The organism is Pseudomonas sp. P4_B4 (assembly GCF_056402255.1).
The window spans coordinates 36,283-58,071 of sequence record NZ_JBFUHS010000032.1 but is presented as its reverse complement, the minus strand read 5'-3'; the positions used below and the strand labels follow the sequence as shown (position 1 = coordinate 58,071).

The 21,789-nt window shown below is 58.5% G+C and carries 20 protein-coding genes, 1 tRNA gene and 1 pseudogene; 12 read left to right on the top strand and 10 right to left on the bottom strand.

From position 1 onward, the window contains the following. From AC1DVE_RS25550 to AC1DVE_RS25530, 5 genes and pseudogenes are all read left to right on the top strand, one after another. A partial coding sequence (locus AC1DVE_RS25550) for a DUF2345 domain-containing protein (protein WP_477784286.1) occupies nt 1-2,383 on the top strand: 2,383 nt, incomplete at its 5' end. Nucleotides 2,384-2,388: 5 nt separating this feature from the next. Then, nucleotides 2,389-3,162: a hypothetical protein gene (locus AC1DVE_RS25545; RefSeq protein WP_223533251.1), complete on the top strand. Its 774-nt coding sequence runs from the start codon at nt 2,389-2,391 to the stop codon at nt 3,160-3,162. After that, entirely contained in the window at nt 3,147-3,512 is a 366-nt protein-coding gene (locus tag AC1DVE_RS25540; protein WP_223454687.1) for a DUF7079 family protein, read from the top strand. The genes AC1DVE_RS25545 and AC1DVE_RS25540 overlap by 16 nt, the downstream gene beginning before the upstream one ends. 286 nt (nt 3,513-3,798) lie before the next feature. Then, nucleotides 3,799-4,224: pseudogene (locus AC1DVE_RS25535) on the top strand (DUF6396 domain-containing protein); the annotation flags it as partial. 90 nt (nt 4,225-4,314) lie between these two features. Continuing rightward, entirely contained in the window at nt 4,315-4,914 is a 600-nt protein-coding gene (locus tag AC1DVE_RS25530) for a flavin reductase family protein (protein WP_223533250.1), read from the top strand. Between the two features lie 12 nt (nt 4,915-4,926). Here the strand turns inward: AC1DVE_RS25530 and AC1DVE_RS25525 are convergent, their stop codons facing one another. Beyond that, nucleotides 4,927-5,295 (bottom strand): cupin domain-containing protein, encoded by a 369-nt coding sequence (locus AC1DVE_RS25525; protein WP_223454690.1) that lies wholly within the window; start codon nt 5,293-5,295, stop codon nt 4,927-4,929. Between the two features lie 76 nt (nt 5,296-5,371). Next, nucleotides 5,372-6,181: an AraC family transcriptional regulator gene (locus AC1DVE_RS25520; RefSeq protein WP_223454777.1), complete on the bottom strand. Its 810-nt coding sequence runs from the start codon at nt 6,179-6,181 to the stop codon at nt 5,372-5,374. Between the two features lie 165 nt (nt 6,182-6,346). Between AC1DVE_RS25520 and ddlA the strand changes: the two genes are divergently transcribed. After that, entirely contained in the window at nt 6,347-7,441 is a 1,095-nt protein-coding gene (ddlA, locus tag AC1DVE_RS25515) for a D-alanine--D-alanine ligase (protein ID WP_223454692.1), read from the top strand. A 57-nt stretch (nt 7,442-7,498) separates the two neighbouring features. Here ddlA and AC1DVE_RS25510 read toward each other — a convergent pair whose 3' ends face one another. Continuing rightward, the gene (locus tag AC1DVE_RS25510) at nt 7,499-7,870 is read right to left on the bottom strand and encodes a helix-turn-helix domain-containing protein (protein WP_223454693.1); all 372 of its coding nucleotides are present in this window, start codon (nt 7,868-7,870) and stop codon (nt 7,499-7,501) included. A 206-nt stretch (nt 7,871-8,076) separates the two neighbouring features. Next, the gene (ggt, locus tag AC1DVE_RS25505; RefSeq protein ID WP_477784285.1) at nt 8,077-9,909 is read right to left on the bottom strand and encodes a gamma-glutamyltransferase; all 1,833 of its coding nucleotides are present in this window, start codon (nt 9,907-9,909) and stop codon (nt 8,077-8,079) included. A gap of 166 nt (nt 9,910-10,075) precedes the next feature. Here ggt and AC1DVE_RS25500 point away from each other — a divergent pair, with 166 nt between their 5' ends. Beyond that, on the top strand, nt 10,076-11,179 hold the full coding sequence (locus AC1DVE_RS25500) for a DUF2817 domain-containing protein (RefSeq protein ID WP_223454697.1): 1,104 nt from the start codon (nt 10,076-10,078) through the stop codon (nt 11,177-11,179). A gap of 48 nt (nt 11,180-11,227) precedes the next feature. On the opposite strand, the gene AC1DVE_RS25495 is transcribed toward AC1DVE_RS25500, so the two are convergent. Continuing rightward, on the bottom strand, nt 11,228-11,965 hold the full coding sequence (locus tag AC1DVE_RS25495; protein WP_223454699.1) for a UTRA domain-containing protein: 738 nt from the start codon (nt 11,963-11,965) through the stop codon (nt 11,228-11,230). A gap of 396 nt (nt 11,966-12,361) precedes the next feature. Here AC1DVE_RS25495 and AC1DVE_RS25490 point away from each other — a divergent pair, with 396 nt between their 5' ends. From AC1DVE_RS25490 to AC1DVE_RS25470, 5 genes are all read left to right on the top strand, one after another. Next, nucleotides 12,362-13,417 (top strand): ABC transporter substrate-binding protein, encoded by a 1,056-nt coding sequence (locus tag AC1DVE_RS25490; protein WP_223454700.1) that lies wholly within the window; start codon nt 12,362-12,364, stop codon nt 13,415-13,417. Between the two features lie 173 nt (nt 13,418-13,590). Next, nucleotides 13,591-14,478, top strand: coding sequence for an ABC transporter permease (locus AC1DVE_RS25485; protein ID WP_223454702.1), 888 nt, complete (start codon nt 13,591-13,593; stop codon nt 14,476-14,478). Further along, nucleotides 14,468-15,238, top strand: a complete 771-nt coding sequence (locus AC1DVE_RS25480) for an ABC transporter permease (RefSeq protein ID WP_223442545.1) — start codon at nt 14,468-14,470, stop codon at nt 15,236-15,238. Before AC1DVE_RS25485 ends, AC1DVE_RS25480 begins: the two co-directional genes overlap by 11 nt. Before the next feature lie 9 nt (nt 15,239-15,247). Further along, nucleotides 15,248-16,276, top strand: coding sequence for an ABC transporter ATP-binding protein (locus AC1DVE_RS25475; protein WP_223533248.1), 1,029 nt, complete (start codon nt 15,248-15,250; stop codon nt 16,274-16,276). Next, nucleotides 16,273-16,956 carry an HAD family hydrolase gene (locus AC1DVE_RS25470; RefSeq protein ID WP_223454706.1) on the top strand — a complete coding sequence of 228 codons (684 nt, stop codon included), beginning with the start codon at nt 16,273-16,275 and terminating at the stop codon, nt 16,954-16,956. Before AC1DVE_RS25475 ends, AC1DVE_RS25470 begins: the two co-directional genes overlap by 4 nt. A 342-nt stretch (nt 16,957-17,298) precedes the next feature. Here the strand turns inward: AC1DVE_RS25470 and AC1DVE_RS25465 are convergent. The 5 genes from AC1DVE_RS25465 to AC1DVE_RS25445 all read right to left on the bottom strand — a co-directional run bounded on the left by AC1DVE_RS25465 (nt 17,299) and on the right by AC1DVE_RS25445 (nt 21,778). Further along, a tRNA-Met gene (locus AC1DVE_RS25465) sits at nt 17,299-17,375 on the bottom strand. 87 nt (nt 17,376-17,462) lie between these two features. Next, nucleotides 17,463-18,917 (bottom strand): amidase, encoded by a 1,455-nt coding sequence (locus tag AC1DVE_RS25460; RefSeq protein ID WP_223536432.1) that lies wholly within the window; start codon nt 18,915-18,917, stop codon nt 17,463-17,465. 60 nt (nt 18,918-18,977) lie between these two features. Continuing rightward, the gene (locus AC1DVE_RS25455; RefSeq protein WP_223533247.1) at nt 18,978-20,024 is read right to left on the bottom strand and encodes an ABC transporter substrate-binding protein; all 1,047 of its coding nucleotides are present in this window, start codon (nt 20,022-20,024) and stop codon (nt 18,978-18,980) included. Between the two features lie 27 nt (nt 20,025-20,051). Continuing rightward, the gene (locus AC1DVE_RS25450; RefSeq protein WP_178120847.1) at nt 20,052-20,858 is read right to left on the bottom strand and encodes an ABC transporter permease; all 807 of its coding nucleotides are present in this window, start codon (nt 20,856-20,858) and stop codon (nt 20,052-20,054) included. Then, nucleotides 20,858-21,778 carry an ABC transporter permease gene (locus AC1DVE_RS25445; RefSeq protein WP_223454712.1) on the bottom strand — a complete coding sequence of 307 codons (921 nt, stop codon included), beginning with the start codon at nt 21,776-21,778 and terminating at the stop codon, nt 20,858-20,860. The genes AC1DVE_RS25450 and AC1DVE_RS25445 overlap by 1 nt, the downstream gene beginning before the upstream one ends. Nucleotides 21,779-21,789: the final 11 nt, after the last annotated feature.

Below are 21,789 nucleotides of genomic sequence, written 5' to 3'. Positions count from 1 at the left end.
GCACCAGTCCGTGCCAGACATCGTCAAAAGCATTCTGCGCGACCGCCACGGCCTGGACACCGGGCACTTTCGCTTCAACCTCAAGCGCGAGTACCCGCAGCGCGAGCAGGTAATGCAGTACCAGGAAAGCGACCTGGCCTTCATCAGCCGCCTGCTGGCCGACGTCGGCATCTGGTTCCGCTGCATCCAGCACGAAGAGCTCGCCTTCGACGTCGTCGAGTTCTGTGACGACCAGCGCTGCTACCAGTTCGACGTCGAGCTGCCGCTGCGCTCGCCGTCGGGCTTCAGCAACAGCGTCGAGGACAGCGTCTGGGCCCTGAAAACCCGCCACCGGGTGGTGGAACAGCACGTCAGCGTACGCGCCTATCACCCCGAGGACAGCCGCGCCTACCTCGACGGCGAGGTCGACCAGACCCTCGGCGAGCCCGCCACCCACGGCGTGGCCACGACCCGCGGCGTCGCCGACAACACCTACGGCGACGCCTACCACTACGCCGAACCCTACCGCGTGCTCGGCAAGTCCCACCTGCGCGACGAAGACCTGCAAAGCGAAAGCGGCTTTTTCTATGCGCGCCTGCACCACGAACGCTACCTCAACAACCAGACCCACCTCAGCGGCACCAGCAGCAGCGCCACCCTGGCCCCGGGCCAGGTCCTGACCATCAGCGGCGACGCCCCCAAGGCCTTCGCCTCCCGCGTGGTGATCACAAAGATCACCACGCGCGCCGCCCGCGACCGCAGCCTGACCTGCGATTTCGAGGCCATGCCCTACGCSTTGCGCCTGTGYTTYCGSCCMGAGGTSCCGCCCAAACCACAGATCGCCGGCACCCTGCCGGCACGCATCACCCACCCCCAGAGCAACCCCCTGTACACCGAAATCGACATGCAAGGGCGCTACCGGGTCAAGTTCCTCTTCGACCGCGACACCTGGCCCGCCGGCCGCGAAAGCAAATGGCTACGCCAGGCCCGCGCCTACGCCGGCGACACCTACGGCCTGCACCTGCCGCTGATCGCCGGCACCGAAGTGGCGATCGCCTTCGAACAGGGCGACCCGGACCGCCCCTACATCGCCCACGCCCTGCACGACGACCAGCACCCGGACCTGGTGACCCAGCGCAACGACCACCGCAACGTGCTGCGCACGCCGGCCAACAACAAGCTGCGCCTGGATGACACGCGGGGGCAGGAGCACATCAAGCTCAGTACCGAGTATGGCGGCAAGAGTCAGCTGAACCTGGGGCATCTGGTGGATGGCCAGCGCAAGAAGCGGGGGGAAGGGTTTGAGCTGCGTACGGATGATTGGGGCGCCATCAGAGGCGGCAAGGGTCTTTTCATCAGCGCGGACAAACAGGAGAAAACCAAGGGTGCGCAACTCGACATGGATGCTGCCGTCGCCCAATTGGAAAGTGCCTTGTCGCTGGCGCGTTCCCTCGCCGATGCGGCTCGCGCGGCTGAAACCACCCCCGGCGACACCGCCAGCCAGGAACGGCTCAACCAAGTCCTCGATGGCTTGAAGCAACCGGGTCTGTTGCTGCACGCCCCGGCAGGTATAGGCATGGTCAGCCCGGAGGCGGTGAGCCTGTCCTCGGGAAGCGAAAGCGTGGGCATCGTCGCCGCGCACAACGTCGACCTCAGCGCCGGGCAGAACATCACCGCCACCGCCGAGGACGGCATCAGCCTGCTCGCGCACAGCGCGGACATGCAGCTCAAGGCGGCCAAGGGCAACATCGATTTGCATGCTCTGGAAGGCCTTCTGCACGCCCTGGCGAAGGGCGACATCAAGATTGAGAGCGTGGATGGCCGGGTCCACATCCGCGCTGAGAAAGAGCTGATATTGGAATGCGGAGGGGTCTTTGTCCGCTTGAAAGACGGCGACCTCGATCAGGGCGCCCCCGGCAATATCTATCAACGGGCCAAGCATGTGCAAAAGTTTGGCAGCGCCAGGCTGGATACGCCGGCAACACCCTTACCTGGAGGTTACTCCGGGGAATACGTTCTGAGAGATGAGAGCCAGGCACCGCTGGCGTTTACCCGCTACCGGATCACCACTGAACAGGGCGAAGTGTTTAACGGCGTAACCGACAAGGAAGGGCGGACCATGAGCGCTCATACCTTATTGCCGGGTGGGCTGAAAATTGAGTTTCCAGCGTCCGAGAAATGGATCAGTTTTACTGCACCATCTGATATGAATTATCAAGGTTTGAAGTGCAGTGCCACGATGGATGATGGAACAGTGCTTCTAAGTGAGTTTGATAGTGAAAATAAAGCGAATTTTTATTCGTTTGTTGGAGAGGTTTGTATCAAATTTGAAGTCGAGGATCTGAATCGAGAGGGGCGTGATTCCAGTGGTGCCGAGAAATTACTGCGAATGTTGGTGGAGTAACTGTTATGGATAATTTTTATCGTAATTACTTGGCTCAAAAAAGCCATCCCATTGATGACGATGTATTAAATAAGGCTGTTGAAAGCTTTGAAGGGGTTGCTCTGAAGTTTTCTAACGATTTTTTAAATGATGCGCGGCAGCGCGAAAACTACAATCGAAATGTCAGAAGAGTCAAGGTGGAGGTTTTAAACCAAGTAAGGTCTGGAAGTATCTCGGTGAAGGAAGCAGCGGAGTTTTGCTACGAGGCGCGAAATAAAATAATGGCGGAGATTCGTGCCAATACATCGGTCCATGGGTTGGCTATTGCGGAGAAGAAGAAATTCGTTGCTCCTGCCTTGGAGGAGATATTGAACCGGAAGACTGAGGAGAAGTTTGGTAAAAAATTTATAGATCTGAGTCAGGCGCAAAAAAATTCAGTGTACTATGAAATCGTTGAGTCTTCGGCAAGGCCGAATATAAAGTTTAACACTGTAAATAAAGTGCTAAAGGTATCAGGGAAGGTTTTGATTGTTGTGACTATCGCCCATGCGACTTATGTAATTGCCAATGCAGATAATAAACCCAAGGAAGCTATTAAGCAGGGTATTACCATAGGCGGTGGATTGGCGGGAGGAGTATTGGCAAGCATGGCTGTATCTACGATCTGTGGACCTGGCGCGCCGTTCTGCGCAATCGGTTTAATGCTGGCAGGCGGGGCTGCGTCTGGCTGGGTGGCTTCGGAAATCGCAGACTCCCTTGATGATGAACTAGAGGAGTTTACAAGGTGGCAGATCAACTGAACGAAAAACTTTGGTTGGCTTTGTCGGGTGCGTTTGTTGATAGTGAGATTGACTACAGATATATCGCGAGTATCGCAAAAAATTACCCTTTGTCGGATGTCGAGTACGCGTTTTTTGAAAGAGTTGCGCCCGTGTGTATTTACAATCTGCTGGCACCAGTGCCTCCGGTCTGCTGGTTCTTCAATGAGGATCAGCTTTTACGCGATATCGAGTTGTTGATAAAGAAGAGACTCAGTAGAGGTGTCGCGAGTAAGGCGGTTGCCCCGGTTCAACGGTGGTTTATTCGGTTGGTTTGTAAGGGTGTCTGGGCTGGAATTAAAGCTGAAATAGAGCGGGCAAAAGCTGACTGAAGGACTACGTCGAGTGAGAATAAAGTGGCTTTATTGTTCTGTGGGTAGGATGGATGTTTTTTAAATTTTCCGGGTCGGTTGTCTCAAATTTTTCCACTAAAAAGGGAGCGCAGGATAATTCGGAATGGGCCTTCAATATTTGGCAAAAGATCATTAAACGGAACAAACGGGGCCAAAAAGCCCAGGCCTCGCCCATAGCTCCCATCATCGAGTTCTATTTCGGCGAATCCGACATGTCGGACCTCGACTGATGCGCCGGGTCTTGTTGCTGACATGTCTGCTGCTGGTCGCCGAAATCGTCCCGCTGCCACCCGCGCCGTTGCCATCCTGGGACGGTAAGCTCCAATGGCTCGAAGAACGCCTGGCCAATGTCCCCCCTGAAAAACCCAGCGAAGAGCTGATCAACCAACTGGCCAAAGCCAAGCTTCTCGACCCGGCCACGGGGCAGGGTCTACCGGGATCGCCTGCATTCAGCCAATCTCATTTGTCGGCACCGAACTGCCATAGCGGCCAAGCCTGTCCGGTGAGTGGATACTGGAAGGTGGGCTGGCTTCCCCGCCATCACTCAGTAGACAGGAGCGTCGCTCGGTATTTCGAACAGGGCGAGATCTTGCCGACACAACTGGTCCAGCGCTACCAGATGCGCACTTGGCCCTTTTCCGACAGGATCACACGACACGAACAAGCGGTTGAATGGTACCTGCTCGGGTGATGGACCACTTTGAAGGAGCGACCGCAGGCTGCGATATTTTCATTTGGGATGTCGTTACAATCGGCTCTTTTCCCCCTGGAGCAGACTTCCATGAGCGTTTCCCACCGCCGTCCGGTTCCCTTGTCCAAGGCCTATCGTCTGCTCAATCATGGCCCGACCGTGCTGGTCAGTGCAGCCCACGGTGGTCAGCGTAATATCATGGCGGCAGCCTGGGCCATGCCACTAGATTTCGAACCACCGAAAATTGCCGTGGTGCTGGACAAGTCCACCTGGACTCGCCAGCTGCTGGAAGCCTCGGGCACCTTTGTGCTGAACGTGCCTTGCGCCACCCAAGCCGACATTGTGCAGACCGTCGGTTCGACCTCCGGCCTGGAATTGACCCGGGGCCAGGGGCGCGACAAGTTTGAGACCTACGACTTGCAGACCTTCACCGGCGAGTCGGTCGATGCACCGATGCTAGAAGGCTGCGTGGCCTGGCTGGAATGTCGTCTGTTGCCTGAGCCGAACAACCATCAACAGTACGATCTGTTCCTGGCCGAAGTGATCGCAGCCCAAGCCGACGAGCGCGTGTTCAGCGAAGGTCGCTGGCACTTCGAGGGGCATGATGCGCTGCGCACCTTGCACCACGTGGCGGGCGGGCATTTCCTGAAGATCGGCGATCCGGTGGATGGCAAGCACTTGCAGGTTTGAGCCGGTCCGGGCTCATATCCACAGATCATTCTCGGCCGTGCGTTCGCCACCTTCACTGCCGGTATTGAGCACGCCCTTGGGTTCGATCAGCAGGAGTTTCACCTCCTGCTCGGCACAGGGTTTGTGCTCGACGCCCTTGGGCACCACGTACATTTCCCCGGCGTTCACCAGCACGTGGCCATCGCGAAAGTCGATGCGCAACCGGCCTTCGAGCACGATGAAGGTTTCGTCGGTATCGAGGTGGTCGTGCCAGATAAAGTCCCCCAGCAGCTTCACCACCTTGAACTGGTAGTCGTTCATTTCGGCGATGACCCGGGGCGACCAGTGGGAATCGATCCAGCTGATTTTTTCAGCGAAGTTCAGGCTTTCGTAAGCGTTCATGAAACAGCTCTCGCGGTGGTTGGTGAACCCACGATAGCCAGCGACTCCATGCGCTTCTTGTACGATTGTGCGTGGCTCAACGGCGCTGCATGTTGATCCAGCGGGCCGGTGACAGGCCGTAGGTTTTGCCGAATTGCCGCGTCATGTGGCTCTGGTCGGTGAAGCCTGCGATCAGCGAGGCACTGACCAGGCTCTGACCCTGAATCAACAGCGCACGGACCATGTCCAAGCGGCGCATGGTCAAGTAGCGGTAGGGGCTGGTGCCGAACAACAGGCGAAAATCCCGGGACAGGCTCCAGCGATCCCGACCACTGTGTTGCGCCAGTTCATCCAGGGTCACGGTGCGATCCAGGGTACCGTGGATGTATTCCCGCGCACGCTGCGCGGCCACGTAATCGAAACCCGAGCGTTTGCCCGGCGCGCCGGAAGCCGTGCTCATGGCCTGCGCCAGATCGAACAGCGCGTCCTGTTCTTCCAGCGGGTCGAGCGGGCAATCCAGGCTGCGCAGCAACGCGCCCGTGGCGGCGAACAGGCGGGGATCGTTCGACAGCCCGGTCTTGATGAATGGCAGCGCTTGCCCGCCGAGCATCTGCTGGATCAGCGCCGGTTCGATGTACATCATCCGGTACTGGAAACCGGACTCGGTGCCGGCCTCGCCATCGTGGGCTTCGTCCGGGTGCAGCACGATCGTTGCGCCCGGCAGGCTGTGACGCCATCCGCCGCGATACTGAAAGCTCTGCACCCCGGCCAGGGTGTGGCCAATGGCATAGGTATCGTGGCGGTGAAGGTCGTAGCCATGGCCGGCAAAAAACGCCTCGAAACGCTGCAGCCCGCCGACATCGGGCGCGCGAAGGAACCAGTCATTGCGAGGCGGACGCTTGGTCATGGTGATGATCGTCTTGAGCTTGATGCGCAACACGGTAACCCAGCCAGCGGTTCGCTGTCTTCTGATCGGAAGGCGGCTTGTCCGCTAGAAAACCAAGGGCAAATACTGCACTGTGGGGCGCATTCGCTACAGGTTGTTTTTTATTTGTCAGGATGAGGCCAGGTCATGAGCAAGCTGCGCGTGGGGATCATTTTCGGAGGCCGTTCGGCCGAGCATGAGGTGTCGTTGCAGTCGGCGAAAAACATTGTCGATGCGCTGGATCGTTCACGCTTCGAGCCGGTGCTGATCGGCATCGACAAACAAGGCCACTGGCACCTCAACGACCCTTCCAACTTTTTGCTGAACCAGGAAAACCCGGCGCTGATCGCCCTCAATCAGTCCAATCGCGAACTGGCCGTGGTGCCGGGCAAAGCCAGTCAGCAACTGGTGGAAACTTCCAGCCAGGAAATGCTCGGTCACGTCGATGTGATCTTCCCGATTGTCCACGGCACCCTCGGAGAAGACGGTTGCCTGCAAGGCTTGCTGCGCATGGCCGATCTGCCGTTTGTCGGCTCCGATGTGCTCGGCTCGGCTGTGTGCATGGACAAGGACATCAGCAAGCGCCTGCTGCGCGATGCCGGCCTGGCCGTGACGCCGTTCGTGACATTGACCCGCGCCACGGCGGCGCGCACCGGGTTTGCCGAGGTGCGGGGCAAGTTGGGTTTGCAGCTGTTCGTCAAACCGGCGAACCAGGGCTCTTCCGTGGGCGTGAGCAAAGTCACCGACGAGGCTGAGTACCGCGCAGCGGTGGAGCTGGCCTTGAGTTTCGATACCAAAGTGTTGATCGAATCTGCCGTCAGCGGCCGCGAGATTGAATGCGCGGTGCTCGGCAATGAAGACGCCATCGCCAGTGGCTGCGGCGAGATCGTGGTGCGCAGCGGGTTCTATTCCTACGACAGCAAATACATCGACGACAAGGCCGCTGAAGTGGTAGTGCCAGCCAATATCAGCGTCGAGGTCAGCGAGCGCATTCGCGCCCTGGCCGTCGAGGCATTTCAGGTACTGGGCTGCTCCGGCCTGGCCCGCGTCGATGTGTTCCTGACCGACAGCGGCGAAGTGCTGATCAACGAAATCAACTCGCTGCCCGGCTTCACCCGCATTAGCATGTACCCGAAACTGTGGCAGGCCACCGGCATGACCTACAGCGAGCTGGTGACGCGACTGATCGAGCTGGGGCTGGAAAAGCACCAGGTTCGACAGGGGTTGAAGATCAGTCGATAAGCGGAGTTCTGCATCGTCCGTATTATCGGTGGGTATGATTGCAAGAGCTGCCCCTGATCAAACGTGCTTGACCGGTTTGATCAGGCTCTGGGCGGGTATCCCGAACAGCTCGTGCAGTTTCCAGATCATCGGAAGCGTCAACGCTCGCTTGCCATTGAGTACTTCATAAACACGATTTGTGCAGCCGATGGCGGGTGCAAGATCGGCGGCGGACAACCCGGACTGCTCCATTCTGAACTTGATCGCATCGATAGGATTGGGTAAGTCGACCGGGAAGTGCTTCGACTCAAACGACTCGATCAGCGTAATCATGATGTCAAAGTAATCTCCCTCGGGAGTGCCAATCTCTGGTTCATTCTCAAACAGTGCAGAGACGCTCTTGAGAGCGGCGCGGTAATCCTCTTCGGTGTGAATCGGGTGAATGTTCATGGGTTACACCATTTCGGCGTTATCAGCGTCGACCGTGTCGTACTGCTTGTGAGTGCCGACAAATTTTATGTGCATGGCGTGGAAACTCTAACCAGGACGCAAATACTTGTGGGTAGGAAAAAGCAGCGGGATCGAGGCGACCTGGACTCTTTACCAATAAAAAGGGCCTACCCACCAGTAAGCCCTTTCTCATCCCTGCGTACGTCTCAATCCCCCAGCGCTTGCCCCTCACGCCGCGGATCGGCCCCGCCTGTCAGCGACGCTTTGCCTTGGGCGTCCTTGACCCGAACAATCGCCTGGGTGCCGCTGGTCATGTCGATCTCGCTCACGCTGTGCCCTTTGTCTTTCAGCGCCTGAATCAGCGTCGGGCTGAACTGTCCGAGCTCCAGTTCGGTCGGGCCGTTGCGGCTGCCGAAGTTGGGCAGGTTGATTGCGGCTTGCGCATCGAGGTTCCAGTCGAGCAGGCCGATGGTGGATTTGGCCACGTATTCGATAATTTGCGAGCCGCCGGGGGAACCGACGGTAGCAAGGAATTCGCCGCTCTGGCGGTCGAAGATCAGGGTCGGGGCCATGGAGGAGCGCGGGCGTTTGCCGGGTTCGACGCGGTTGGCGACTTTTTGCCCGTTTTCCTCGGGGATGAACGAGAAGTCGGTCATCTCGTTGTTGAGCATGAAACCCTGAACCATGATGTGCGAGCCGAACGCCGACTCGATGGTGGTGGTCATCGACACGGCGCCGCCTGCATCATCGACGGCCACCACTTGCGAGGTTGAAATCCGCAGCGGCGAACGGTCCGGCGCATAGGCCACCTGAATGCCCGGCGGAGTGCCTGGTTTGGCCGTGCCCATGCTGCGTTCTCCAATCAGGGCGGCGCGGCTGGCGAGGTAGGTCGGGTCGACCAGACCCTTGACCGGCACGGGGACGAAGTCTGTGTCGGCGACGTACTGAGCGCGGTCGGCGTAGGCCAGGCGTTCGGCTTCAGAGATCAGGTGCACGGCTTGCGGGTCGGGCTCGATGCCGGCCGGGGCCGTGGTCTTGACCGGTTTCAGCGGTGCCAGCGCCAGACGTTTATCGCGAGTCTCCAGGGCTTGCAGCGTGCCGAGGATCTGCGCCACGGCGATTCCCCCCGACGATGGCGGCGGCATGCCGCAGACTTGCCAGCGCTTGTAGTCGGTGCACAGCGGCGCGCGCTCCTTGGCCTGGTAGTTGGCGAGGTCGGTCAGGGACAGGCTGCCAGGGTTGACGTGACCCTGCACCTTGGCCGCGATTTCCTCGGCGACCGGGCCTTTGTACAGGGCATCCGGGCCTTCATGGGCGATGCGTTTGAACACGGCGGCCAGTGCCGGGTTCTTCAAGTTTGTGCCGGCGGCTTTTGGGCTGCCATCGGCATTGCGAAAGTAAGCCATCATCTCTGCTGAACGCGGCATGGACGAATCCGCGGCGATCAACTGGTGCAGGCGTGGCGAAATGGCGAAGCCTTGCTCGGCGAGCCGGATGGCCGGTTCAAACAGCTGCGTCCAGGGCAGGCGTCCGTGTTTTTGATGGGCCAGTTCCAGAGCGCGCAGCACGCCGGGCGTGCCCACCGAGCGACCGCCAATCTGCGCCTGGGTGAACCCCATCGGTTGTCCGTTGGCTTGCAGGAAAAGCTTCTCGGTGGCGCCGGCCGGGGCGGTTTCACGGCCGTCGTAAGTGCGCACGGTTTTGCCATCCCAGAGTACGATCAATGCGCCACCACCGATGCCCGAAGACTGTGGCTCGACCAGCGTCAACACCGCTTGCATCGCAATCGCGGCATCGATGGCCGAGCCGCCCCGGCGCAGCATTTCCCGTCCGGCTTCGGCTGCCAGCGGGTTGGCCGCCGCGGCCATGTATTTTTCGGCGTGTTGGGTGCGCAGGTCGGTGCGAAAACCGGAAGCGCTTTCCGGTGCGCGCGGCAGGGTCGGGACTGAAGCGTTATTGCACGCGCCCAGGGTCAAGGCACTGGCGAGCAGAACCAGGGCTGGCAGGCGATAGCGGCGCAAAGGGAAGGTTGAGAACACGTGGGGTACTCCGTCCGTTGGATCTACGATCAATGGACTTTATCGGCCGACCGGGAGGGAAGCAAACCGGGTCCTGCGGCTCCGATGTTTTTGTCCTTCATCAATGGCAGGATTTTCTGTAGGGTCGTTGCCAACAAACAGGCCAGAAGATCAACAAGAGGCAAACATGCAAACCGAGTTCCCCACCCAGCCCAGCTATAGCACCCAGCGTGAACAGTTCCTGGCCGCAGCGACCACGGCAGGCGCAACGCTGACGGAATATCCACACCCGCTCAAAGGACCGTTCGGCGAGCCCCTGAGTACCGATGTGGCGGTGCTGGGTGATCCGGGCGCCAAGCGGCTGCTGATCGCGTTGAGCGGCACTCACGGGGTCGAAGGCTTCTACGGCTCGGGCTGCCAGATCAAATGGCTGCAGGAGTTGGGCAAGCGTTCCCTGCCAACGGATGTCGCCGTGGTCATGATCCATGCCATCAACCCTTGGGGTATGGCGTGGTTGCGCCGGGTCAACGAAGACAACATCGACCTGAACCGCAATCATCTGAACTTTCAACGCCCGCTGCCAGACAACCAGGCCTACAACGCCCTGCATGAAATCTATGCCTGCCCGCAGTTGCACGGTCCGGAGCGCGATCGTGCCGATGCCTTGCTCGACGAGCAGATTTGCCTGCACGGCTGGTCGGCGGTGATGTCGATTGTCGAGGGCGGTCAGCATGCTCATCCCGACGGCCTGTTTTTCGGCGGGCTGGCGCCGAGCTGGTCGAACCGCACGCTGCACAAGATCGTGCAAAAGCACTTGGCCCATGCCGAGGTCGCCATGTGTTTCGACTTGCACACGGGTGCTGGCGAGTACGGTCATCCGATGTTGTTGACCATCACCGAGTCCGCCTATCCGGCGCTGCCAGATGCGCAGGCGATTTACGGTCCGTGGCTCTACAGCCTGCAAACCGGTGCCGACACCGTCAGCGAAACCGGCGTGGCGGCAACGGCCACCGGCTACACCTCGCAAGCGCTGGTCAATGCGCTGCCGCAGGCGCGGCTGATGCCGTTTGTCATCGAGTGCGGGACTTACCCGGGGCCGGACGTTCACCGTCATCTGCGCGATGACCACTGGCTGCATCTGCACGGCAACCCGAATGACGCAACAGGGCGCGGGATCAAGCTGAATCTGCTTGAGCAGTTCTATCCCGCCGACAGCGATTGGCAGGCGATGGTCTGGCTGCGCACCTGGCAGATCTGGGAGCGGGCGTTGTCTGCATTGCCGACGGCATAAGGTTCAAGGGGAAGCTGTATGGTTTCCAGCGGGTAAGGTTTTCGAGGGTCAAGCTACTTTGTCTGGATGCAGTGTTTGGCTATCCATGGAAATCCGGACTGCGTCATGACGCCAGAACTCGCGATCGCAATCAAGAATCTGTCCATGCTGATCATAGTTGACGCGAATTATCATTAACAGCGGACTGCCTTCTGGCAGATTGAGATAGTTCGCCACGCTGGCCTGCGCCGCGGTCGGGTAAATATCAAAAGTGGCGCGGCCGCAATGGATGTCATAGTGTTTTCGGTAAATCAATGTCAGCGACTGAGTCAGGTCCAGTTTCAATATGTCCGGGAAAAACTCTGGTTTCAGATAATGTTCTACAAACATCACGGGGCGCCCATCGACTGAGCGTAGACGACGTATACAGTGCAGCATGCTTAACGGCAGCACCGCCAACTTCAGGCATAACTCCGGGCTCGCCAATTCCGTACTGGTGGAAATGACCTGTGTGAGTGCCTTGCGCCCCTGACTTTCGACCATCTGGTGGAACAGCGAATTTGTGAAGGGGTTGTACACCAGTCGGGGTGGGGTAACAAACCAGCCGCGCCTGCTTTCCCGATAGATCGATCCTTCCGCTTCCATTCTTTGCAGGGCTTCTCTGAGCGTGATGCGGGTTGTGGAAAACAGGTCGCTGAGCTCTCGTTCGGGAGGGAGCTTGCTACCGGACGCCAGAGTGCCATTGATGATTTGCGTTGCCAGGGCGTGATAGATGGTGGCAGCTTGAGTGGTTATTTTTTCTGTCACGGTGATGGTCTGGATGATTTTTGAGCGCTGATATTATCCCAGTTCATCATTTCATTACCTTTACGAGACTCAACTGTCTCTCTTCGGGCACACCTCGCCCACTATCCCTCTGACGATTGATCACCCGGAGCGGGTGCTCAGACCGTCGTCCGCGCCTGCGCTCTGGTGCCGATTACCTTCGTTGTTTCTGGTCGTGCCGGGCGCGTGAATGAGCGTGGCATCGACAGACAATCCCTGGCGCAACGACAGCTCTGTTCTATCCCGGCCAAGTGCTTAACGCCTATTCAATTGCATCAGGGGGCTGAGTCGGAGCGTCTCAAGTGTCACATTTCGGTCATTTCTTATGGGTAGCATCCAGTTTCCGCCCAAATCTGGTCTATACCACACGGCTATCCCATGAAAAAAATACTGATTACGAGTTTGCTTGCAGGTGCCTTGTCGATTGCAGTTTCCAGTGCGTACGCGCAGTCGGAGCTGGATGCTTTAGTCGCCGCAGCCAAAAAAGAAGGCGCGGTCAATAGTTTGGGTATGCCGGATAACTGGGCAAACTGGAAAGATACCTGGGCTCAGATCACGCAAACATATGGCCTGGTACATCAGGACACCGACATGAGTTCGGGGCAGGAAATCGCAAAATTCGAAGCTGAAAAATCGAACGCATCAGGCGATATCGGTGACGTTGGCCAATCTTTTGGCCCGATTGCCGTCAGGAAGGGCGTTACCCAGGCCTACAAGCCGACCACCTGGGACGAAATTCCGGCTTGGGCCAAGGACGCAGACGGTCATTGGATGGTGGCTTACAGCGGGACCATTTCCTTCATCAGCAACAACAAGCTGGTCAAAAATCCGCCTAAGAACTGGGGCGATTTGCTCAAAGGCAACTACAAGGTGACGGTTGGCGAAGTGGGCGTCTCGGCGCAAGCCAATAGCGCTCTGCTGGCGGCGGCGATTGCCAATGGCGGCAACGAAAAGAACTTGCAGCCTGCGTATCAGTTATTTGCAGAGTTGGCTAAACAAGGGCGGCTCTCCATGACCGATGCGAATATCGCCAACATGGAAAAAGGTGAAGTGGAAGTTGCCCTGTTATGGGACTTCACGTCATTGAGCTATCGCGACAAGATCGATCCATCCCAGTTCACGGTATCCATTCCAACTGACGGTAGTGTGAGTGCCGGTTATTCAACCCTCATCAACAAATACGCACAGCATCCGAACGCCGCCAAGCTGGCGCGTGAATACATCTTCAGCGATGCAGGCCAGATTAACCTGGCGCGTGGTTATGCGCGTCCGATTCGCAACAACGTCGTCCTGCCACAGGATGTAAAGGACAAGATGCTGTCGGCTGAACAGTATCGCAACGCCAAACCGATCCAGGATTTCGCGGCTTGGGAGACAACCACCAAGGCCATACCGCGGCAGTGGCAAGAACAAGTCATGATTTATAACAAGTAACTCCACCGCGTTAGTTCGCTTCTAAAAACCTGCTGCGCGACTTGGGTCGTTCGCTACGGTTTTTAGAAGTGAGCATTAGAGCAGAGAGCAGGGTAATGGTCGCACTAAGGTTTGCGCCGGCCATATTTCGCGCTCGTTTATCAAAAACCATGTAACACGGAATGGCTAGCTGTATGACTTCTGCATCGAATCCACTGGCAATACCAGTGACTCTCGACACCCGGCATTACCCACGCTTTCGCCACTGGCGGGCGGCGCTGGTTCTATTGCCTTTGTTATGTGTGTTGGCGCTGTTTTCACTGGCACCGACAGCCTGGCTGCTGATCAACAGTGTGCAGGTTGATGGCGCATGGTCGCTGGCGAATTTCAGTGAAATCCTGCATTCCCCGTTTTACCGGCAGGCCTTTGGTAACAGCCTTTGGGTTTCCGTCTGCTCCAGCTTGATCGGATTAGCCATCGCGCTGGTGGTCGCCGCTTCATTGAAGCGGGTGGATTGCGCGCTACGTGATATGACGGTGGCATTCACCAATATGGCCAGCAATCTAAGTGGGGTGTCATTGGCATTCGCCTTCATTATCGTGATGGGAACTAATGGCGCCGTGACCTTGCTCTTGCGGCGATGGGGTTTGCTGGCTGATTTCAATCTATACACGCAGACCGGTCTGACGCTGATTTACAGCTATTTCCAAATACCGCTAGCGGTGTTGTTGCTCTATCCAGCCTTTGATGCGCTGCAAGATGATTGGCAAGAGGCAGCCTCTTTGCTGGGTGCCAGCCGTGCCAGTTACTGGCGCCTGGTTGCGTTGCCGGTGTTGCTGCCGGCGGTACTCGGCACTTTCATATTGTTGTTGGCTAATGCCATGGGGGCGTATGCCAGTGCGTATGCACTGATGACCTCCAACTACAACCTGGTCACCATCCGCATTTCCAGCCTGGTCGCCGGGGACATTTCCCTGGAACCGAATCTGGCGGCAGCACTGTCCGTGCTTCTGGTGGCGATGCTGGTGCTCGTGGCGATGGTCAACCAGCTCTTGATGAAGAGAAGCTACCATGCACACTAACCGTTATCACCAGTTCGTGCTGTATGGCGTGATGGCCCTGCTCAGTGTCCCTGTTCTGGCGACCCTGGTGTATTCATTTTCCCAGCACTGGGGGGCAACCATATTGCCCGACGGGCTGACGTTCGACTGGTACCTCAAGTTGTGGCAAGAGCCGCGGTTCTTGAGTGCATTTAGCCACTCCCTGTTGATTGCACTGGGCACATTGGTCTTCAGCACAGTGGTCATCGTGCCTGCCGCATTTGTCGTGTTCCATTATTTCCCGAATCTGGATCGTTGGATGAACATCCTGATCCTGATCCAGTTCGCGGTGCCGCCTGTGGTCTCGTCTGTGGGCTTGTTACAGATTTATGCCGATGGCCCGCTTCCACTGATCGGTACGCCGTGGGTATTGATCGGGTGCTATTTCACGATTGTCCTGCCGTTCATGTACCGGGCACTCGCCAACGGTCTGCAAGGGCTGAACGTGCGTGACCTGATGGATGCGGCGCACCTGCTAGGGGCAAGCACTCCCGCCGCTTTTTTGCGGGTGATCTTGCCGAATATCCGCAAGGGCCTGATGGCCGCTTTGTTTCTCTCGTTCTCCTTCCTGCTGGGCGAGTTCGTGTTCGCCAACATATTGGTGGGCAGCCGTTACGAAACCTTGAACGTCTATCTCTATTCCGTGCGCTCCACCAGCGGCCATTTCATGAGTGCCGTGGTGATGAGCTATTTCATATTTACGCTGGGCGTGACCTGGATTGCCACCCGCTTGAGTCGATAGGACTGTGCGATGAATTATCTTGAAGTATCCAACTTGTCAAAATACTACGGCAAGGGCTCGGGCAAGACCCGCGTGTTTGACGACATCCATTTCAATATCAAAGAAGGCGAACTGGTGACCCTGCTTGGCCCCAGTGGCTGCGGCAAGTCGACCTTATTGCGCTGCATCGCCGGTTTGACTGATGTCGATAGCGGTCAGATCCAGGTGGCGGGAAATAACATTACCCATGTTGCTCCGCAAAAACGTGGTATCGGCATGGTCTTCCAGAGCTATGCGTTGTTTCCGAATCTGACGGTGATGGGCAATATTGCCTTCGGCCTGAAAATGCAGGGCGTCTGTGTCGATGAAACCTTCCAGCGCGTGACCGAAGCGGTGCGCCTGGTTGAATTGCAGGGGCACGAAAACAAATTCGTGAGTCAGCTCTCCGGCGGCCAGCGTCAGCGTGTCGCCCTGGCGAGGGCATTGGTGGTGCGGCCACGCATCCTGTTGCTGGATGAACCACTGTCGGCACTGGATGCGCGCATCCGCAAGAACCTGCAGGAGGAGATCAGGCGGATTCAGTCGCAGCTGAAACTGACGACTATTTTCGTGACCCACGATCAGGAAGAAGCGCTGATGTTGTCCGACCGCATCATTGTCATGGATGGCGGTCGCATCGTGCAGGAAGGGAGCGCCGAGACAATCTACACCCGTCCCGCCAATGGGTTTGTCGCGCGCTTCATGGGCAGCTACAACCTGCTGGATGCCCGTCAGGCGGAACAACTGCTTGGCCTGCGCATACAAGGACAACTGGCAATCCGGCCAGAAGCGATCCATGTGGCGCAAGCCGGCCGCAGCTATGGCTCACATCTGGGTGCACCGTGCCGCGCCACGGTCCGTCACCATCAGCTGCTCGGCAACGTCATTCGTTACCACGTCGATGCGCAAGGCTGCTCGTTGATGGTCGATATGCTCAATCGCAGCTCAGGGTCTTTGCTGCCGGCAGGCGCGCCGCTCGATCTGCTGTTCAATCGTGAAGAACTGCAGGAGGTCGCATGACGGTTTTGGCTATTTTTGATATGGACGAGACCCTTATCGATTGCGATAGCTCCAGTCTCTGGCTGCGCTATCTGGTGCAGCATGGTGTGGCCGCAGCCGACATGCTGGTCACCGAGCAGGCGATGATGCAAGCCTATCATCTGGGCGAACTCTCCATGGCGCAGTACATGGACTTTACGCTCCAACCGTTGTCTGGAGTGGCCGTCAGCGAAGTGGAGCGATGGGCAGATGACTTTGTTTCCAGCATCGTTGCTCCCCGCATATATCCAGCCGGACGTCGGCAAATCGAGTGGCATCGCCAACAGGGAAACCAGCTATTGATCATCTCCGCGACGGCTGACTTTATCGTGCGCCGTGTCGCGACCATGCTGGGCGTGGACGAGGTGATCGCCATCGAGCTTGAACAGGAAGGCGACAGTTTTACCGGCGCGACTAAAGGGATACTCAGTTTTCGGGAAGGCAAGGTGGAGCGCTTGCAGGCGTGGCTGAAGCACCGTGGCAACAGCTTGCAAGGCAGCTATGGCTACAGTGACTCGGTGAATGATTTGCCGCTTTTACATGTGGTCCAGCATGCGTGTGTCGTCAACCCCGCGCCAGCGTTGAAACAGGTCTCGGACCAGCATCAATGGCGACAGTATGACTGGCAGTTGGCGCAAGATGAGCACCGCGTCGCGGGTTAATCCAGTCGCGCTTTGATGCATTATTGCGCCACAAGGCAGCGGGCCTGCCGGTACCTCGGCTAACCCAGGATTTATCATGAGCCGCCATGGGGATGCGCTTCCAGGCAGAGGCCTTGTTCGTCATAAAGGCGGCAGGCCTTGTCCGGTTGCCGCAAAACCTTGTGCGAATTGGGCAGCAGCGGTAGCCGCGACCTGAAACATGCAAGCAGGCAGACACGAAGGCAAGGGCTGTTCCGGGTACATGGTGCGACAAAACAAATGCCCCAGACACAAGAAAGCCCGCACTAGGCGGGCTTCTTGAGGTTGTTTAGAGACTCATGGAGACATCTGTAAACAGGTACTTGGTGGCTACACAGGGACTTGAACCCCGGACCCCAGCATTATGAATGCTATGCTCTAACCAACTGAGCTATGTAGCCAAGTGGCGCGCATTATTCACCGGTAACGGGGATGCGTCAAGCATAAATCTAAAATATTTCTCTGCGCTTTCAACCGTTTATCAAAATCTATCCTCTGAGCAGTGGCGAAGGGCAGCGCTGGAACCAGCGGCTGGCCTGTTCGTACGCGTGCGCCAGTTGCAGGACAGCGAAGTCGGCCTGGTGTCTGCCGATGATTTGCAGGCCCATGGGCAGACCATTCTGGTTGAAGCCCACTTGCACGTTAGCCACCGGGCAGCCGGACAAGGTGCCGGGAATCACCACCTCCATCCAGCGGTGATAAGTGTCCATGGTCACGCCTTCGATGGAGGCAGGCCACGGTCGGGTTTTATCGAACGGGAACACCTGGGCGCTGGGCAGCAGCAGGTAGTCGTATTTTTCGAATAGCCTGGAGATCGCCCGATACCAGTCGCTGCGCGTCACCGAGGCGGCAAACACGTCGGTGGCCGAGAGTTTCAGGCCGTTTTCCACTTCCCAGCAGGCTTCCGGTTTCAACAGCGCACGTTTTTGCGGGTCGGCATAGGTCGCACCCAACGAGCCGGCGACCATCCAGTGGCGCAACGTCCGCCAGCTGCTCCATAGCTTCTCTGGCGCGAATTCGGACTGAACGGGCTCAATGTGGCAACCCAGGCTTTCGAAGTCGGCAAAGGCCTTCTCGCACAGCGAGAGGATGCCTTGCTCCATCGGCAGGTAGCCGTTGAAGTCGCCGAGCCAGCCCAGACGCACGTCTTTGAAGTCTCGATCCAGCGGTGCGGCAAAGGCGCTACCGGGCTCGGCAATGGACAGTGGCGCCCGCGCATCGGCCCCGGCCTGCACCGACAACAGCAACGCTGCATCGCGCACGCTGCGAGCCATGGGGCCTTCGTAGCCGAGTTGGTCGATAAACAGGTCGGCACTGTCATCGAAGGGCACGCGGCCCTGGGACGGACGGAAACCGAAGATGTTGTTGAAGGCCGCCGGGTTGCGCAGCGAGCCCATCATGTCGCTGCCGTCGGCCACCGGCACCAGGTGCATCGCCAGCGCTGCCGCCGCGCCGCCGCTGCTGCCGCCGGCGGTCTTGCTCGGGTCGTAGGCGCAACCGGTCGCGCCGAACAGCGGGTTATAGCTTTGCGAGCCGAGGCCGAATTCCGGGGTGTTGCTCTTGCCGATGATGATCGCGCCCGCGGCCTTGATCCGCTCGACCATGATGCCGTCGCGCTCGGGGATGAAGTCCTTGTACAGCGGCGAACCCAGCGTGGTGCGGATGCCACGGGTCAGGGACAAGTCCTTGATGGCGTGGGGCAGGCCGTGCATCCAGCCACGGTATTGGCCTTTCGCCAGTTCGGCGTCGCGGATATCGGCCTGGGCCAGCAGGTCTTCTGGCGCTTGCAGGCTCACCAGCGCATTGACCAGCGGGTTGAAGCGTTCGATATGGGCAAGATAAGTCTGCATCACTTCCCGGCAGGAAACCTGGCGCAGGCGGATGCGTTCGGCGAGCTCGTGGGCCTGCAACAGGACCAGTTCGCTGATGTTATTAGAGTTCATTGCAAGCGGCCTTTCAGACGGCTGGAAAAACGCCCCGCCAATGCGTCGGGGCGGTAGAGATCAACGCATCAGGTTGGTCCAGAGACGATCGGCCAGGCGGATCGCGCCTTCGCCGCAGGTCTTGCTGAACACCACCTGGGTGCCTTCGGGAATGTGCAGCTCCGGCGCGTCCTTGAGGCCCGCATCGAGGAACGGCTCCACACCCTTGATCGGGCTCTGGTGCTTGAGGAAGTTCTGGGTCATCGCCGCGTTTTCAGGCTGGCTGAGGAACGCGATGAAGGCCTTGGCGTTTGCTGGATTCTTGCTACCGGTCGGGATGACCATGTTATCGACCCAGGCCAGCACACCCTCTTTCGGGTACAGGTACTTCAAGCTCGGATTCATCTCCCGGGCGCGCATCGACGAGCCGCCCCAGAAGGTCGACATGTCGATTTCACCCGAGGCGAGGTTTTCGCGGATCGAGCCGGCCTTGGAGCTGTAGGTCTTGACGAAGGGTTTCTGCGCCTTGAGCAGGGTCAGAATCTGCTGCATCTGCTTAGGGTCCTCACTGCACAGCGGAATGTTCAGGTACAGGCTGGCCATGTCCACCACGTCGCTGACCGAGTCGAACATGTTGATCCGCCCTTGCAGCTCGGCTGGTGGTTCGTAAAGCACCTTGAGGCTGTCGGTGGGGCCCTTGTAGCGCTCGGTGTTGAGTACCACGCTGGTGGTGCCCCAGATGAACGGCACGGAATAGGCGCCTTCCGGATCCCAGGTGGGTTTTTTCAGGTTGTCGACGACGCCGGCATAGTAGGGCTCGTTGACCGGGTCGAAACGCTCCAGCAGTTTTTCCTTGATCAGGATCGGCACGAACTGGTGCGAGGGGATCGCCACGTCATAACCGGCACCGCCCTGTTTCAATTTGGCCAGCAGGGTTTCGTTGGAATCGTAGGAATCGACTGTGACTTCGATGCCGGTCTGCTTCTGGAATTTGGCGAGAATCTCCGGCGAAAAGTAGCCACTCCAACTCACCACGTTGAGTTTTTCCGCGGCCTGAACGCTGCCGACCATGGTCAGCGGTAAAGTCAGGAACAACGAAGTGCCGATGCTTGCAATCAACTTGCTCATGCTATTTCCCCACAGTACGTAGAAGGTTCAGGTTTTCTTTTTGCCCAGCAGATAAGAGAGCGTGACGAACAGCACCGAGACGCCCAGGATCAGGGTCGAGACGGCGTTGACGTCCGGTGTCACGCCCATGCGCAACAGGCCGAAGATGAAGATCGGCAAGGTGGTGGTGCCGGCCTGGGAGACCATCATCGAGATCACGAAGTTATCCAGCGACACGATGAAGGCCAGCATCAGCCCGGAGAAAATCCCCGGCATCAGCAGCGGCAGGGTGACCTTGCGGAAGGTCCGCCATGGGCCGGCATACAGGTCGGCCGAGGCCTGTTCCAGGGACAGGTCCATGTCGTTCAGGCGTGCCCGTATTGGCAGAAAGGCGAACGGGATACAGAACACCGTGTGCGCGATGATCAGGTTGCCGTAGCCCAGGGACAGGCCGATGGTGGAGAACAGCGCGAGGGTGGCGACGCCGACCACGATTTCCGGCAGCACCAGAGGCAACATGATCGCGCCCATGGACAGTTGCAGGCCCTTGAACTTCGCACCCCGTGAAGTGCCGAGGGCGGCGAGGGTCGCAATGGCCGTGGCGACCATGCTGGCGCAGACCGCAATCAACAGGCTGTTGCCGGCCGCCTGGCGCAGGGCCTGGTTGGCGAAGGCCGCGCGATACCAGTCGAGGCTGAAACCGGTCCACACTGTGGCCGACTGGTTGGCGTTGAACGAGAACACCACCAGCACCACGATCGGCGCGTAGAGGTACAGGTAGAACAGGAAACTGAATCCGCCGAAACCGGGGAAGTCCTGTACGCCCAGCGTGTTGCGTTTGAACAGGCCGATCATCACGCACCTCCTTTGGCGATGCGCTGGCGCTCGGCACGCAGGGCATACACCGTCAGTACCAACATCACCGCCGCCATCAGCACCAGCGACAGGGCCGCGCCGAATGGCCAGTTACGTGCATCGCTGAACTGGCGGAAAATCAGGTTGCCGAGCATCATCCGCGTGCCGCCGCCGAGCAGTTCCGGGGCGATCATTGCGCCCAGGCAAGGCACGAAAGTGAGGATGGCGCCGGCGAGAATCCCCGGCTTGGCGATCGGTAACACCACCTTGCGCAAGGTTCGAACGCGTCCGGCGTAGAGGTCCTGAGCGGCCTCGAGCAGGCGGGTGTCCATTTTTTCCAGGGTGGCGTAGATCGGCAGCACGACAAAGGGCGCGTAGGTGTAAACCAGCCCCAGCAGCACTGCGCCGTCGGTGTAGAGCAGTTGCAACGGCTGGTCGATGACCCCGAGGCCCATCAGGCTGTTGTTGATCACCCCGGTGTTGCGCAGCAGCAGAATCCACGCATAGGTGCGGATCAGCAGGTTGGCCCAGAACGGCACGGTGATCAGGAAAATCAGCAGACCACGGCGATGGGCTGGTTGCATGGCCAGCCACACTGCCACCGGAAAACCGATCAACAGGGTAATGAGCGTGGTCAGCCCGGCGATGCCGATGGAGCGCAGGGCGATGATCAGGTAGGAGTCGGCGAAGGCCAGGCTGTCGTCCAGTTGCCGCTCGAACAGCAGCGAGGTGTAGGCTTCACTGCTGAATACTTTGTTCACCCCGCCGTAGGGGTTGGCCTCCATCAGCGAGTAACCGATGACGATCAGGATCGGCACGATCAGAAACAGGCCGATGGCGATCAGCGCCGGGCTGACCCCGAGAAAGCTCTGGAAGGCCCGCCGACGTTCCAGCGTGTTGGCAATCGGTAAAGCGTGCATGGCAATTCCTC

Coding starts and splice junctions, on each gene's coding strand:
- AC1DVE_RS25545 (WP_223533251.1), top strand. CDS start 2,389: ATGGATAATTTTTATCGTAATTACTTGGCTCAAAAAAGCCATCCCATT.
- AC1DVE_RS25530 (WP_223533250.1), top strand. CDS start 4,315: ATGAGCGTTTCCCACCGCCGTCCGGTTCCCTTGTCCAAGGCCTATCGT.
- AC1DVE_RS25525 (WP_223454690.1), bottom strand. CDS start 5,295: ATGAACGCTTACGAAAGCCTGAACTTCGCTGAAAAAATCAGCTGGATC.
- AC1DVE_RS25520 (WP_223454777.1), bottom strand. CDS start 6,181: ATGACCAAGCGTCCGCCTCGCAATGACTGGTTCCTTCGCGCGCCCGAT.
- ddlA (WP_223454692.1), top strand. CDS start 6,347: ATGAGCAAGCTGCGCGTGGGGATCATTTTCGGAGGCCGTTCGGCCGAG.
- AC1DVE_RS25510 (WP_223454693.1), bottom strand. CDS start 7,870: ATGAACATTCACCCGATTCACACCGAAGAGGATTACCGCGCCGCTCTC.
- AC1DVE_RS25500 (WP_223454697.1), top strand. CDS start 10,076: ATGCAAACCGAGTTCCCCACCCAGCCCAGCTATAGCACCCAGCGTGAA.
- AC1DVE_RS25490 (WP_223454700.1), top strand. CDS start 12,362: ATGAAAAAAATACTGATTACGAGTTTGCTTGCAGGTGCCTTGTCGATT.
- AC1DVE_RS25485 (WP_223454702.1), top strand. CDS start 13,591: ATGACTTCTGCATCGAATCCACTGGCAATACCAGTGACTCTCGACACC.
- AC1DVE_RS25480 (WP_223442545.1), top strand. CDS start 14,468: ATGCACACTAACCGTTATCACCAGTTCGTGCTGTATGGCGTGATGGCC.
- AC1DVE_RS25475 (WP_223533248.1), top strand. CDS start 15,248: ATGAATTATCTTGAAGTATCCAACTTGTCAAAATACTACGGCAAGGGC.
- AC1DVE_RS25470 (WP_223454706.1), top strand. CDS start 16,273: ATGACGGTTTTGGCTATTTTTGATATGGACGAGACCCTTATCGATTGC.
- AC1DVE_RS25460 (WP_223536432.1), bottom strand. CDS start 18,917: ATGAACTCTAATAACATCAGCGAACTGGTCCTGTTGCAGGCCCACGAG.
- AC1DVE_RS25455 (WP_223533247.1), bottom strand. CDS start 20,024: ATGAGCAAGTTGATTGCAAGCATCGGCACTTCGTTGTTCCTGACTTTA.
- AC1DVE_RS25450 (WP_178120847.1), bottom strand. CDS start 20,858: ATGATCGGCCTGTTCAAACGCAACACGCTGGGCGTACAGGACTTCCCC.
- AC1DVE_RS25445 (WP_223454712.1), bottom strand. CDS start 21,778: ATGCACGCTTTACCGATTGCCAACACGCTGGAACGTCGGCGGGCCTTC.